The 11992-nt window shown below is 62.4% G+C and carries 11 protein-coding genes; 2 read left to right on the top strand and 9 right to left on the bottom strand.

Annotated features, from left to right (window positions below; genetic code table 11):
* Positions 1-27: 27 nt before the first annotated feature.
* The 3 genes from ACFRFQ_RS05485 to ACFRFQ_RS05475 form a co-directional block, all read right to left on the bottom strand.
* Complete coding sequence (locus tag ACFRFQ_RS05485) at positions 28-1641, bottom strand: ABC-F family ATP-binding cassette domain-containing protein (RefSeq protein WP_378654088.1); 1614 nt, start codon at positions 1639-1641, stop codon at positions 28-30.
* Positions 1634-3292 (bottom strand): ribosomal protection-like ABC-F family protein, encoded by a 1659-nt coding sequence (gene abc-f, locus ACFRFQ_RS05480; protein WP_378654085.1) that lies wholly within the window; start codon positions 3290-3292, stop codon positions 1634-1636. The genes ACFRFQ_RS05485 and abc-f overlap by 8 nt, the downstream gene beginning before the upstream one ends.
* 278 nt (positions 3293-3570) lie before the next feature.
* Positions 3571-4203 (bottom strand): TetR/AcrR family transcriptional regulator, encoded by a 633-nt coding sequence (locus ACFRFQ_RS05475; protein ID WP_378654082.1) that lies wholly within the window; start codon positions 4201-4203, stop codon positions 3571-3573.
* Between the two features lie 145 nt (positions 4204-4348).
* Here ACFRFQ_RS05475 and ACFRFQ_RS05470 point away from each other — a divergent pair, with 145 nt between their 5' ends.
* Positions 4349-5092 carry an SDR family NAD(P)-dependent oxidoreductase gene (locus ACFRFQ_RS05470; protein ID WP_378654079.1) on the top strand — a complete coding sequence of 248 codons (744 nt, stop codon included), beginning with the start codon at positions 4349-4351 and terminating at the stop codon, positions 5090-5092.
* An 11-nt stretch (positions 5093-5103) separates the two neighbouring features.
* On the opposite strand, the gene ACFRFQ_RS05465 is transcribed toward ACFRFQ_RS05470, so the two are convergent.
* From ACFRFQ_RS05465 to ACFRFQ_RS05445, 5 genes are read right to left on the bottom strand one after another with little or no spacing between them, the layout of a single operon-like run.
* Complete coding sequence (locus ACFRFQ_RS05465) at positions 5104-5967, bottom strand: biotin-dependent carboxyltransferase family protein (RefSeq protein WP_378654077.1); 864 nt, start codon at positions 5965-5967, stop codon at positions 5104-5106.
* Complete coding sequence (locus ACFRFQ_RS05460; protein WP_378654074.1) at positions 5964-6602, bottom strand: allophanate hydrolase subunit 1; 639 nt, start codon at positions 6600-6602, stop codon at positions 5964-5966. Before ACFRFQ_RS05460 ends, ACFRFQ_RS05465 begins: the two co-directional genes overlap by 4 nt.
* Positions 6599-7354, bottom strand: a complete 756-nt coding sequence (locus tag ACFRFQ_RS05455; RefSeq protein ID WP_378654072.1) for a LamB/YcsF family protein — start codon at positions 7352-7354, stop codon at positions 6599-6601. Before ACFRFQ_RS05455 ends, ACFRFQ_RS05460 begins: the two co-directional genes overlap by 4 nt.
* Positions 7351-8145 carry a putative hydro-lyase gene (locus ACFRFQ_RS05450; RefSeq protein ID WP_378654070.1) on the bottom strand — a complete coding sequence of 265 codons (795 nt, stop codon included), beginning with the start codon at positions 8143-8145 and terminating at the stop codon, positions 7351-7353. The genes ACFRFQ_RS05455 and ACFRFQ_RS05450 overlap by 4 nt, the downstream gene beginning before the upstream one ends.
* A gap of 52 nt (positions 8146-8197) precedes the next feature.
* Positions 8198-9463: an MFS transporter gene (locus ACFRFQ_RS05445; RefSeq protein ID WP_378654067.1), complete on the bottom strand. Its 1266-nt coding sequence runs from the start codon at positions 9461-9463 to the stop codon at positions 8198-8200.
* A gap of 170 nt (positions 9464-9633) precedes the next feature.
* Between ACFRFQ_RS05445 and ACFRFQ_RS05440 the strand changes: the two genes are divergently transcribed.
* Entirely contained in the window at positions 9634-10365 is a 732-nt protein-coding gene (locus ACFRFQ_RS05440) for a GntR family transcriptional regulator (protein ID WP_378654065.1), read from the top strand.
* A 6-nt stretch (positions 10366-10371) separates the two neighbouring features.
* Here the strand turns inward: ACFRFQ_RS05440 and ACFRFQ_RS05435 are convergent, their stop codons facing one another.
* Complete coding sequence (locus ACFRFQ_RS05435) at positions 10372-11748, bottom strand: NAD-dependent succinate-semialdehyde dehydrogenase (protein ID WP_378654061.1); 1377 nt, start codon at positions 11746-11748, stop codon at positions 10372-10374.
* Positions 11749-11992: the final 244 nt, after the last annotated feature.

The following is an 11992-nucleotide window of genomic DNA, read 5'->3' as shown; positions in this document are numbered from 1 at the left end:
GGTCCGACAACAACTGGCCCGAGTACCCTACTGCGATTCCAGGCCGTGCATTCGGACCTCCTTGCCGGGCCAGCGGGATCGTAGCCACCGGTCGTGGCTGGCCAGAACGACGGCTCCGGGGCCAGTTCCCAAAGCCTCCTCCAACTCATCGCACAAACTCGGAGACAGGTGATTTGTCGGCTCGTCCAGCAGCAGTAATTCCGGCGGGCGTGCCACCAACAGCGCCAGCCCCAGCCGTCGACGCTGACCGACGGACAGCTCACCCACCATCGTGTCCTGATCTCGAACGGACAACAGGCCAAGGGAATTCAGAGGCACCGATTCGGCAAGTTCCGCACCGAGCGCCAGATCGTAGATTTCTCGCGCAGTGCGGTCGGTTCGATCGAACGTGGTGTCCTGAGCCAACAGACCGATCGTCAGGTCAGGTTTCCGCGTCAGAGTGCCGGTATGGTCCAGCACACCGGCGAGGACCGCTAGCAAGGTGGATTTCCCGGCGCCGTTGGATCCGGTGACGAGTAGACGGTCGGTGGGGGTGATATCGAGACTGCCCATCGTCATCCGGCCCGGAACTCGAACCTCCCGCAATGACAGTAGGAATTCGCTCTGCGGTGACGTGACGAACGGGCGGGGATTGAACCGAAGAGCTTGCGGGGGTTCGGCAATCCGGTCTCGTTCGAGCTTGTCCAGCCTGCGGGTAGCGCTCCGAACGCGGCGAGCGATCTGGTTCTGTACTCGCCCTCCCGCGTGACCGTATCCCATCTTTTCGTTGTCGCGTTTCACATGATTCGGGGCAACCTCGTATGCGCTCACTCCGGCGGCGTGGCGCAATGCATCCGCATCCTTCTGTTCTTCGTCGAAACGCCGTTGCCAGCGTTCCCGTTCAGCTCGTTTCTGCAGCAGGTAGGCGGTGTAGTTGCCGCCGTATCGGGTGGGACCGTCCATCGCCGGATCGAGGTCGATCAGATCCGTGCAGACGGCGTCGAGGAACGCCCGGTCGTGGCTGGCCACGAGGACGACCCCGGGCAAGCTGCACAGATGTTCGGCCAGAAACGTTGCCGCGTCGTCGTCGAGGTGGTTGGTCGGCTCGTCGAGCAACAACGCCGACGGCCGCCGAACCATCAATGCCGCCAACGCCAGCCGGCTACGTTGTCCACCCGACAACGACGCCAGGCTGCGGTGGTGCGGCGCGTTTGCGAGCCCGAGACCGGCAAGAATCATCTCGGCACGTCGGTCCGCGTCCCAGACCTCGTGCCGCTGCGCCCGTGCGAGGCATTCCGCATAGGCATCGAGCACGGGAGGATCTTCGGGCGCACGGCTGAGTTCCTGTGCAAGTCTGTCGAGTTCGGCGACGATCGCGCGCGCATGGTGGAGGGCGGCGTCGAGCACATCGGCGATAGTCGTATCGTTGCCGTACATCATTTCCTGCTGCAGGAACCCGAGATCGGCCGGCCGCTCCACACTGCCTGCGTCGGGTTCGTCCGCGCCGGCGAGCACTCTCAGCAGGGTCGACTTTCCGACACCGTTCTCGCCGATGAGACCGATCCGATCACCAGGTGCTGCGGTGAGGAAGATGCCGTCGAGCACTCGCCGCGCGCCGAGTGTGCGGACGAGACCTTGTGCGATCAACGCTGTTTCAGGCATGCGCACCACCGGGAGCGAGGGCGGCCGGTGCGGCGACTTCGCGTAAGCGTCCGTCCGACAACCGCAACCAGCGTTCGACCTTCACCTCGGACAGGAACCGTTCGTCATGGCTGACCACCACGAAGGCGCCCTGATAGGCAGTGAGTGCGCTTTCCAGTTGCGCGACACTGACCAGGTCGAGATTGTTGGTCGGTTCGTCCAGCAACAACAATTGAGGTGCTGGTTCGGTGAACAGCACGCACGCAAGAGTCGCCCGCAGTCGCTCGCCGCCGGAGAGTGACCCGACCGGAAGGTGCACGCGCGATCCTCGAAAGAGGAAGCGTGCCAAAAGGTTCATCCGCTGAGGAGCCGGCATATCCGGCGCAAAGACAGCCAAGTTCTCCGCGACGGTGAGGTTCAGATCGAGTAGATCGAGTCGCTGCGATACATACGCGACGCGGCCCTCTGCTCGGGTGATCTCGCCGCCGCTCGGAGTCAGTTCGCCCCGGATGATCTTCAGCAACGTCGATTTGCCGGCACCGTTCGGACCGGTCACCGCGATTCGCTCAGGTCCGCGGATCGCCAAGTCTGCGCCGCCGTCGGCGAAGACCTCCCGCTCGCCGAAACGGAATTGCATCCGGTCGCCGGAGAACACCGTTCGGCCGGAAGGAACGTTGGTGTCAGGTAATTCCACTGCGATTCGTTGTTCATCGCGCAACGCGCGCCCGGCGGCGTCGAGTCGGGTTTTTGCAGACTCGACCCGGGCTGTATGTGTCTCGTTCGCCTTACCTGCTGACTCCTGGGCATTGCGTTTCATCGTCCCGGCAAAGATCTTGGGCAGCCCGGCGTTGCCCAGATTGCGTGCGGCGTTACTTGCACGGCGGGCGGCGCGTTCACGCGCCTGCTGCAACTCTCGTTTCTCCCGCTTGACGTCCTGCTCGGCATTGCGGATGTTCTTCTCGGCAACCTCGCGCGCGGCATCCACGGAACTTTCGTAGTCGGTGAAATTTCCACCGTAGAAACGGATCTCACCGCCGTCGAGTTCCGCGATGCGGTCCATGCGGTCCAGCAGGACACGATCGTGGCTGACCAGTAGCAGGCACCCGTTCCAATCGTCGAGGACGTCGTAGAGCTTGTGCCGTGCGTCGAGATCGAGGTTGTTTGTCGGCTCGTCGAGTAACAGCACGTCAGGGCGGCGCAGCAGTTGCGCAGCGAGACCGAGTGAGACGACCTGGCCTCCGCTGAGCGTGGCCAGTCTGCGGTGAGGCGGCAACTCCCCCAAACCGAGACGGTCCAGCTGGGCGCGGGTGCGTTCCTCGATGTCCCAGTCGGAGCCGATCGTGGTGAAGTGCTCTTCGGCGGCATCCCCCGACTCGACCGCGTCCAATGCCGCCAGTACCGGTGCAATCCCCAAAACCTCGGCAACAGTAAGGTTTCCGGTCAGCGGCAGGCTCTGCGGGAGGTACCCGAGCGTGCCGTCGACGGACACGCGGCCACCGCCTAGAGGCAGCTCGCCGGCGATCAACCGGAGAAGGGTGCTCTTTCCGGCGCCGTTCGGAGCTACCAGCCCGGTCCGGCCACCGGGCACGCTGAAGGACAGGTCTTCGAAAACCTGTGTGTCGTCCGGCCAGGCGAACGATAGTTGTGAACAGGCGATATATGCATCGGACATGATGAGACCTCGGGTGTAGCGCGGGCGCGTCAAAGCTGCTCCGCGAAAAGAAATGATGTGGTGAACGACGACATGGCCACGACGGCGGCGCTCGCTTAGCGCCTACCGGTGGCCGTCAAAACCGGGTCTTACCCGGAGATGTCGAGTTCACCAACCATGTTTGATCTTCCTTACTCCGATTGCTCAGAACCGACCATAACATCTGAATTTTTCACGGCACCGACGTGTTCACAGTGCTGTCGAGCGGATCGCGTGCGCACTGCGAGTCAAGGCCGACCCTATTGTTTTCCGTTGAGCCTGCCCAGCACTTCGTACACCTGAGGTGGTGACAGTGGGACAACCGGGAGCGGATGTCGGGCGGCCTCGACACGTAATCCGTCGAGTAGAAATGCGACGCTGCGGCGCCAGACGTCCGGGGCGACATCCGAGCCGGCTCGCGCGAGCTGGGCAAGAGCGCCGAAAGTGAGGGCGAAGTCCTCGCCGGTGAAATCCGGACGAAGCATTCCGGCAAGCTGAGCCCGCTCCATGATCGCGGTAGCGGACCCGTGTGCCCGGTCGCACAGGGCCATCAGGCGCTCGGCGCCGGGGTAGCGCCCGCTCAGTACATCGGCGAGCATGGGATCGGTGGCCTGCATCTCGCTGATCTTCTCGACGTAGTAGACGAACCCCGCCCACGCATCTTGGCAGGCCAGGGCATGCGCGGCGATCTCGTCGAATCGGTCGGCGGCGAGGTCGACCACAACGTCGTCGATGAGGGCTTCGCGGCTGCCGAAGAGGTTGTAGAGGGTGCCGTGGCTGACGCCGGCCCGGCCGGCGATCTCCTTCAGTGGTACCTGAAGACCGCGCTCGTGAAAGAGCTCGGCTGCGGCTGCTCGCAGCTTGCTTGCGTTTCGTTCAGCGTCGGCCCGCATCCTGTTGTTCCTCCTGGTCCCGGCTCGTCACCTACATGCTCGCATCATTTCGAACCGATTAAGTTGACCATGGGTTCAAGTTAGATGCTACTGTGAAAACAAGTTGACCCATTGGTCAACTTAAGCTGATAGCAAGGAGACTTACATGACGAAAGTGATCGCCGTCTTCGGCGCCGGTACCGGTCTTGGCATCTCGATGGCTCGCCGTTTCGGCCGCGAAGGCTTTCGCGTCGCCCTGATAGCCCGGCGACAGGAAAGGCTGGACGCACTCGTCAGTCAACTCGCCGACGACGGTATCGAGGCTGCGGCTTTTCCGGCGGATCTGACCGAGCCATCTCAGGTCGCCGCGGTCGTGGACGCAATTCGGGCCAGGTTCGGCAGGATCGATGTAGTCGGGTACGGCCCGGTTCCCGCTGGTCTCGGGTTCACCCCGGCCACTGAACTGGACGCGACCGCTCTGCAAGCGCTGATTCCACTGTTCCTGCTCACTCCGGTGGAGATAGTCCAAGCGGTGTTGCCGGAAATGATCGAACGTGGCGACGGCGCTTTCCTGCTGACGCAGGGCTTTTCCGCTGTAGTGCCGAGTCCGAACTTCAGTGGACCCGGACCGGTCATGGCCGCCGCCCGCAATTACCTGTACTCGCTGAACGCTGAACTGGCCGATACCGGCGTCTACGCCGGGACTCTTGCGATCGCAGCGGGAATCGCCCGCAGCGAGAATGCCCCCGTCGTACCGGACGCGGCGGACAATGCCACGGCCTTCGACGGTATCGAGTTTCCGATTGTCGACCCGGATGACATCGCTGAACGCTACTGGGACATGTACACCCGGCGCGACTGCGTCGAGCAGGTTTACCCGGAATTGACTCGTAATGCCTTGTCCGACTGAGGTAATTACTTTCAGATGCCGATGAACCTGATCTGCTGACCCGGACGGGCTTGGCCGAGTCGGTCGATATCTGCGTCGGTCACCACGCCGACCACGGGATATCCGCCGGTGATGGGGTGATCTGCCAGGAAGATGACGGGCTGGCCGCTTGGCGGAACCTGGATGGAACCGAGTGCTACGCCTTCCGTGGGCAGCTCGAGACCGTCGGTCCGCTGCAGGAGTGCGTCATCGCCGACGCGATCGAGTCTGGCTCCGATGCGATCGGAGTCCGTCGAGACCGCCCATCGCCCCTGCAGCAAAGTTTCCGGATTGGAGAATCGGTCGGCGCGCGGCCCGAAGATCACCCTGATGTCGAGTGTTCCGTTCGAAACCGCCTGGACAGGCGCCACGTCCACGAGTGGAAAAACAGCGGGAGTGGGCCCGATCGGAAGTACGTCGTTGGGCTTGAGTGGCGTCGGCCCGATCCCGGAAAGTGTGTCGGTACTGCGTGATCCGAGAATTTCGGGTACAGCGATTCCGCCCCGGATGCTCAGGTAGGTTCGCAGTCCGCTGGGTGCGTAGTCCAAGCGGACCACCTGGCCGGGCCCCGCGACCACGACGCTCGAGTGGCCAACAGGAATGCCGTCGCGGTACGCCTGCGCGGGGGCTCCGGTGAACGCGAGGGTGACCTGCTGATGCGAGCGAAGACTCAGACCGCCCATCAGAATTTCCACTCCGGCAGCGTCTTCGGAGTTGCCGACCAGTCGATTGCCGAGCCGCAAGGATCGCCTGTCGGCGGCACCGGACACACCGACGCCGGAGCGTAGATGACCCGTCCGGCCGAGGTCCTGGATCAAGCTCAGCGGACCGGTTTCGAGTATCTCCAGGCCACTCATCGCTTGTCCTCGTTCACGAATCGCACACGCCGGCCTGGCTGTACCGCGGCCGGGGGTGTGGCATCCAGGTCCCACATCACGGCGTCGGTGCTGCCGATGATCTGCCATCCACCCGGGGAGGCCCGCGGGTACACCGCGCTGTACCCGCCGGCCAGGGCAACGGCGCCTGCGGGTACTGCGGTCCGTGATTGTGTTCGGCGCGGGACGTCGAGGCGGGCGTCTCCTGAGGTCAGATAGGCAAAGCCAGGTGCGAACCCGATGAACGCGCATCGCCAGACGGCCGAGGTGTGAGCTGAAATGACCTCGGTGCGGCTCATTTTCAGGATCTTTGCCACGTCGTCGAGGTCGGGACCGTCGTAGCGGACATTGATGGTGAACGGCGATTCGTCACCGCGCTCGTCCGGGATTGTCTCGGACATGGTGCGCGCCAACTCGTTCAGGTGGTGGAGGACATGTGCCACATTTGCTGTCGGCAGGCAGGTCACGAGAACCGTGCGTGCGGCAGGCAGGAAATCCTCCACTCCGGCCGGAGTGTTGTGTGTGAGCGCATGGGTGAATGCAAGAACATCGGCTTCGGTGTCGAGGTCCACCAGAAGTGCGTGTTCACCGGCCGGGAGGATCGTCGGATGACTCATGTGAACGACTCCACCCGAATGCGGGAGTTGATCAGCCCAGCCTTGATGGAAGTGGCCATGGCCACTGCACCGGGCGAATCGCCGTGAACACAAATGCTTTTCACCGACATCGGGATGGTGATCCGGTCGGAGGTGAGTACTGTTCCGGTGCTGGCCAAGTCGATCGCCTGTGCCGTAGCGGCGTTCGGATCGGCGATGACCGCGCCGGATTCACTTCGCGGGGTCAGTGTCCCGAACCGCGTGTACGTGCGATCAGCGAATCCTTCGGCAACAAAGTCGACGCCGTGTGCCTCGGCAGCTTTCTGCAGCTGAGACTGTGGTGGTCCCAGCAGTGCAAGACGATTCGCGAATTCGGTCATGGCGGTCACGATAGCGTCGGCGAGTTCGGGACTCTTCGATGCGGAGTGATAGAGCGCGCCGTGGGGCTTGACGTAGGTGACGGAAGACCCCGCGGTGTGGGCAAATCCTGCCAGTGCGCCGATCTGGTAGAGGGTTTCGTCCCTCAGATCGCCTGGCGTGATGTCGATGTGCCGTCGCCCGAACCCGACCAGATCTCGAAAACCGATGTGCGCTCCGATGGATACCGAATGTTCGACCGCCATCTCGCAGGTTCGCCGCATGGTCGCTGCGTCGCCGGCATGGAATCCGCACGCGATATTGGCGCTCGTCACGATGTCGAGGAGCGCAGCGTCATCGCCCATACGCCAATCCCCGAAGCCTTCTCCGAGATCGCAATTGAGGTCGATATTCATGACAGATCCAGGGTGTAATCGCTGTCCGGGGCATCTGTCACCAGCATATGCCCGGGAGCATGGGTGATGGCGAACGGGAGTTTCGACGCCATGACCGCAGCTTGCGGAGTGACACCGCAGGCCCAGAACATCGGTACGTCGCCGGGCGCAAGCTCGACGGCGTCGCCGAAGTCGGGGCGGCTCACGTCGGTGATGCCGAGTTCGGCGGGATCACCGATGTGGATGGGTGCGCCGTGAACCGCGGGCATACGGGCGGTGATGGAGCGAGCCTCCTCGACCTGATCTGCGGGGACCGGACGCATCGACACCACTGTCGGCCCGCTGACCCGTCCGGCGGGTCGGCACTCACGATTCGTGATGTACATCGGGACGTTTCGGTTCTGTTCGACGTGGCGAAGTGGAATCCCGGCAGCCATGAGGGGATGTTCGAAGGTGAAGCTGCAGCCGATGTGGAATGCCACCAGATCGTCGCGCCAGTACTGCGTCGCATCCGGAATCTCCTCGCTCAGTTCGCCGTCGACCCAGACGCGGTAGAGCGGAAAATCAGTCCTGATGTCCGCGCCAGGCGCGAGAATCGTCGTGAATTCTCCGGCATCGGTGACGTCGAGTACCGGGCAGGGCTTGGGGTTCCGCTGGGTGAAGAGCAGAACGTCGTATGCCCAGTCCTTGGGGACGGCAATGAGATTGGTCTGGGCGAAGCCCGGTGCGATTCCGGACGTGGGGAACACGGCTCCGGCTCGAAATCCTGCCCGAGCCGAGCGTGGATCCGGGTTGGTGCGATTCTCGATCATGGTGAAGTCCAATCCTCTTCCTGCAAAACGCCGATCCGTTCGACAACGCCGATCAGTTGAGTTGGCGTCCCAGGGTTTCGGGTAGTCCGAAGAGTGCCAGGACAGCGATGCCGTAACCGATGGCGCCGAAGATCATGGCGCCGCCGATGCCCAGGCTGCTGGCTGCGAGGAACCCGACGATGGCGGGGAACACGGCACCGACTGCGCGACCGAAGTTGTATGTGAATCCCTGTCCCGTACCGCGGTGCGCGGTCGGGTAGAGCTCCGAGAGGAACGAACCGAATCCGCTGAAGATCGCGGACGTGCAGAAGCCCAGCGGGAATCCGAGAATCATGATGAGGGTGTTGGCCCCGTCGGGAACCTGGGTGTACAGGACCATGAAGACGGCAGACAAGGTGGCGAACAACTGCATGGTTCGCTTACGGCCGAGCTTGTCGGTGAGGATTCCGCCGCTGACGTACCCGAGGAAGGCGCCGCTGATGAGGATCGCGAGATAGCCGCCGGTGCCCACGACGTCGAGGCCGCGTGAGTTCTTCAGGTAAGTCGGTAGCCACGACGCGAGTGTGTAGTAACCCCCCTGGACGCCGGTGGCGAGCAGTGAGGCAAACAAGGTGGTCTTGAGCATCGGGCCGCGGAAGATGGCGAGGAAAGAACCCTTGTCGGCTTTCTTCTCACGCTTCTCCGTGATTTCTTCCGGGTCCTTGAGGTTGCGACGTACCCAGATGATGAGGAATGCGGGGATGACACCGGTCCAGAACAGAACGCGCCACGCGATGTCGGGATCGAAGAGCTGGAAGACGATTGTGTAGATGATGACCGACAAGCCCCAGCCCACCGCCCAGGCGCTCTGAACGAAGGCGACTGCTCGGCCGCGGTACTCGGGCTTTGCGTATTCGGCCACCAGAATTGCGCCGGCCGCCCATTCGCCGCCGAAGCCCAGACCCTGGAACGCGCGGAAGATGAGCAGTGTTTCGAAGTTGGGTGCAAACCCGCACAGGACCGTGAAAATCGTGTAGGTCGCGACCGTTACCTGCAGGGTGCGGACGCGTCCGATGCGGTCCACCAGGATGCCGGCGAGGACGCCGCCGAGCGCGGAGACCACCAACGTGACAGTGGTCAGCAGACCGGCTTGCCCCGTCGTGATCGAGAAGTACGCGGCAATCGCGGCCAACCCGAGAGGGAGAACCTGGAAGTCGTACGAGTCGAGGCCGTAGCCGCCGAAAGCGCCGACGAATGCCTTCTTGCCCTTCGGTCCAAGCGTGCGGAACCAGTCGAACGGGCGCGGAGGGGCACCTTCGGTTTGAATCGGAGCGGTCATCGGTACCTCGCGTGAAGATGGAATGTCAGGACCCTTAACGTACAAAATCGTTCAACGATCCTGCAATACCATGAAGGGATAATTAATCTGCCGGAAACTTTTGGGGGCAGTCGCAAGCGGTCCGGACGCCCCGCTCTCACTATGATGAGGGCAGCGACAAACGACTAGGAGTGCACTTGACCAGCCTGAATCCTCCGAAAGAGGATGCACACGCCGCGTTGGCCGCCCATCGAGGGCTTCTCGAGCGCACCAGCCGGACAGCGAGGGTTGCCGGGATTCTGCGCGAGCTGATCATCGACGGAAGCTTCCGTCCGGGCGCACGATTGTCCGAGCCAGACATCTGCGCCGCGTTGGACGTCTCCCGAAATACCGTGCGCGAGGCGTTCCAGATCTTGATCGAAGACCGGTTGGTTTCACATGAACTCAACCGTGGGGTATTCGTGCGAGTCCCGTCGGCCGAGGACATTGCCGAGTTGTACATCTGCCGTCGGGTGGTCGAGTCGGCGGGAGTGCGGGACTTCGATGTGGAAAAGGACAGTCTCGGTGACGTCGCCGCAGCTCTTGACCTAGCGGAAGAACGTCTGGCGGCCGACGACTGGACCGGAGTCGGCACAGCCGACATCCATTTCCATCGTGCAATCGCGGGTTTGAACAACAGCAGCCGGATCGACGAACTGATGGGCGGTGTGTGGAACGAACTGCGCCTGGTCTTTCACGTCATGGACGACGCACACCGATTCCACTCGCCGTACCTCGCTCGCAATCACGAGATACACAGTGCGTTGAAAGTCGGCGACAATGCGACGGCGGTCGAATTGCTGCAGCGGTATCTCTACGACGCGCGTGATCATATTCTGGCCGACTATCCGGCCGCCGTCGAAAGGTTGTCAGGTCGAACGTAAGCGAACTTATTTCTTGGACACGCGGATCAACTTCTTGTTGGCAAATTCGTCCATACCCCAAGGACCCAGTTCGCGTCCCACACCGGAACGCTTGACTCCTCCGAACGGAAGGCCGGGCAGTGTTGTGCCGTGCTCGTTGACGAAGGCCATTCCGACGTCGAGATCGGCAGCGATCGCACGCGCAGCGTCCAGGTCGGTACTCCAGACGGATCCACTCAGCCCGTAAACCGAGGAATTGGCAAGGTCGACGGCGTCATTCGCTGACTTGACCTTGTACACGACACCGGCCGGCCCGAAGAGTTCCTCGCTGTAGGCGCGCATGTCCGGCGTGACATCCGTGAGCAATGTCGGTTGAACGTAGGCGCCGGGGCGGTCGATCTTCGCGCCGCCGGTCAGGAGCGTTGCGCCTTTGTCGACGGCGTCCTGGATCTGCTCGAGCAATGTATCTGCTGCGCTCTGGGACGAGAGCGGTCCGAGGACCGTATCCGCTTCCAACGGATCACCGGCCGTGACGGACTCGAACGACGCCGTCAGTTTCTGTGTGAAGTCGTCGTAGAAGTCTTCGACGACGATGAATCGTTTGGCCGCGTTGCACGCCTGACCGGCGTTGGACAAGCGAGCCTTGGATGCGGCCTTGACAGTGGCGTCCATGTCGTCGGAGTCGAGGACGATGAACACGTCCGAACCACCGAGTTCGAGTACCACCTTCTTGAGGTTGCGCCCCGCCGTTTCCGCGACGCTGGTCCCGGCGCGTTCGCTGCCGGTCAACGACACACCTTGAACACGGGGGTCTGCGATCATGTCGGCGATCTGCTCGTTGCTCGCAAAAACGTTCACGTACGCATCCGCAGGCAGGCCGGCCTGCTGCAGGATCTCTTCCATCAGGAGTGCCGACTGAGGACAGTTGGACGCGTGCTTGAGGATGACGGTATTCCCGAGCATCAGATTGGGCGCCGCAAACCGGGCAACCTGGTAGTAAGGATAGTTCCACGGCATAACGCCGACGAGTGCGCCGATCGGACGTCGATACACCACAGACTCTTCGGCGCCGGGAACGTCGAGTCGTTCTTCTGCGAGCAACGCTGGTCCGTGATCGGCGTACCACTGGTAGATCGCGGCGGACAGTTGCACCTCGCCCTTGGCTTCGCGAACGGGTTTGCCCATTTCCAGGGCGATCATGCGCGCCAGTTCATCGGCGCGTTCGTTGTACAGTTCGGCGGTTCTGGTCAGTATCTGTGCCCGTTGTGTCGGTGCACTCTTTCTCCAGTTCAGATAGCCGCTATGAGCCTTTTCCAGTGCGGCTTCCACTCCGGCGTCATCCAAAGTATCGAATTCCCTGACGGTTTCACCTGTCGCGGGATTGATTGTTTTGTAATTGGCCATAGTTGTACAACGCGCGAGGACGCTCGAGGATTCCGAGATATCCACATCGAACTGAATCAGCTCAACAGGTTTCGGATAAACATCACGTGGGTATCCTGGCGACTTTTATCAACCAAGGGCGGTAAAAAGAGGCGCGCAGCAGATTGTCCGAAGCCGGCGCGGCGCGGGATCGCGCGTCGCGACGTGTGGACACTCGGGTGAGTAGTGATCGGTAGGGTATTGCCCCGGCGCCCTTGCCGAGCCC

Origin of the sequence: Rhodococcus sp. NPDC056743, assembly GCF_042790355.1 — a bacterium.
Taxonomy (GTDB): domain Bacteria; phylum Actinomycetota; class Actinomycetes; order Mycobacteriales; family Mycobacteriaceae; genus Rhodococcus_F.
Note: the sequence above shows the minus strand (reverse complement) of the source record. Positions and strands in the feature narration are given on the sequence as shown.

Bases quoted from the DNA above. Each gene is read 5' to 3' on its own strand.
- ACFRFQ_RS05485 (WP_378654088.1), bottom strand. From the start codon at position 1,641: ATGCCTGAAACAGCGTTGATCGCACAAGGTCTCGTCCGCACACTCGGC.
- abc-f (WP_378654085.1), bottom strand. From the start codon at position 3,292: ATGTCCGATGCATATATCGCCTGTTCACAACTATCGTTCGCCTGGCCG.
- ACFRFQ_RS05475 (WP_378654082.1), bottom strand. From the start codon at position 4,203: ATGCGGGCCGACGCTGAACGAAACGCAAGCAAGCTGCGAGCAGCCGCA.
- ACFRFQ_RS05470 (WP_378654079.1), top strand. From the start codon at position 4,349: ATGACGAAAGTGATCGCCGTCTTCGGCGCCGGTACCGGTCTTGGCATC.
- ACFRFQ_RS05465 (WP_378654077.1), bottom strand. From the start codon at position 5,967: ATGAGTGGCCTGGAGATACTCGAAACCGGTCCGCTGAGCTTGATCCAG.
- ACFRFQ_RS05460 (WP_378654074.1), bottom strand. From the start codon at position 6,602: ATGAGTCATCCGACGATCCTCCCGGCCGGTGAACACGCACTTCTGGTG.
- ACFRFQ_RS05455 (WP_378654072.1), bottom strand. From the start codon at position 7,354: ATGAATATCGACCTCAATTGCGATCTCGGAGAAGGCTTCGGGGATTGG.
- ACFRFQ_RS05450 (WP_378654070.1), bottom strand. From the start codon at position 8,145: ATGATCGAGAATCGCACCAACCCGGATCCACGCTCGGCTCGGGCAGGA.
- ACFRFQ_RS05445 (WP_378654067.1), bottom strand. From the start codon at position 9,463: ATGACCGCTCCGATTCAAACCGAAGGTGCCCCTCCGCGCCCGTTCGAC.
- ACFRFQ_RS05435 (WP_378654061.1), bottom strand. From the start codon at position 11,748: ATGGCCAATTACAAAACAATCAATCCCGCGACAGGTGAAACCGTCAGG.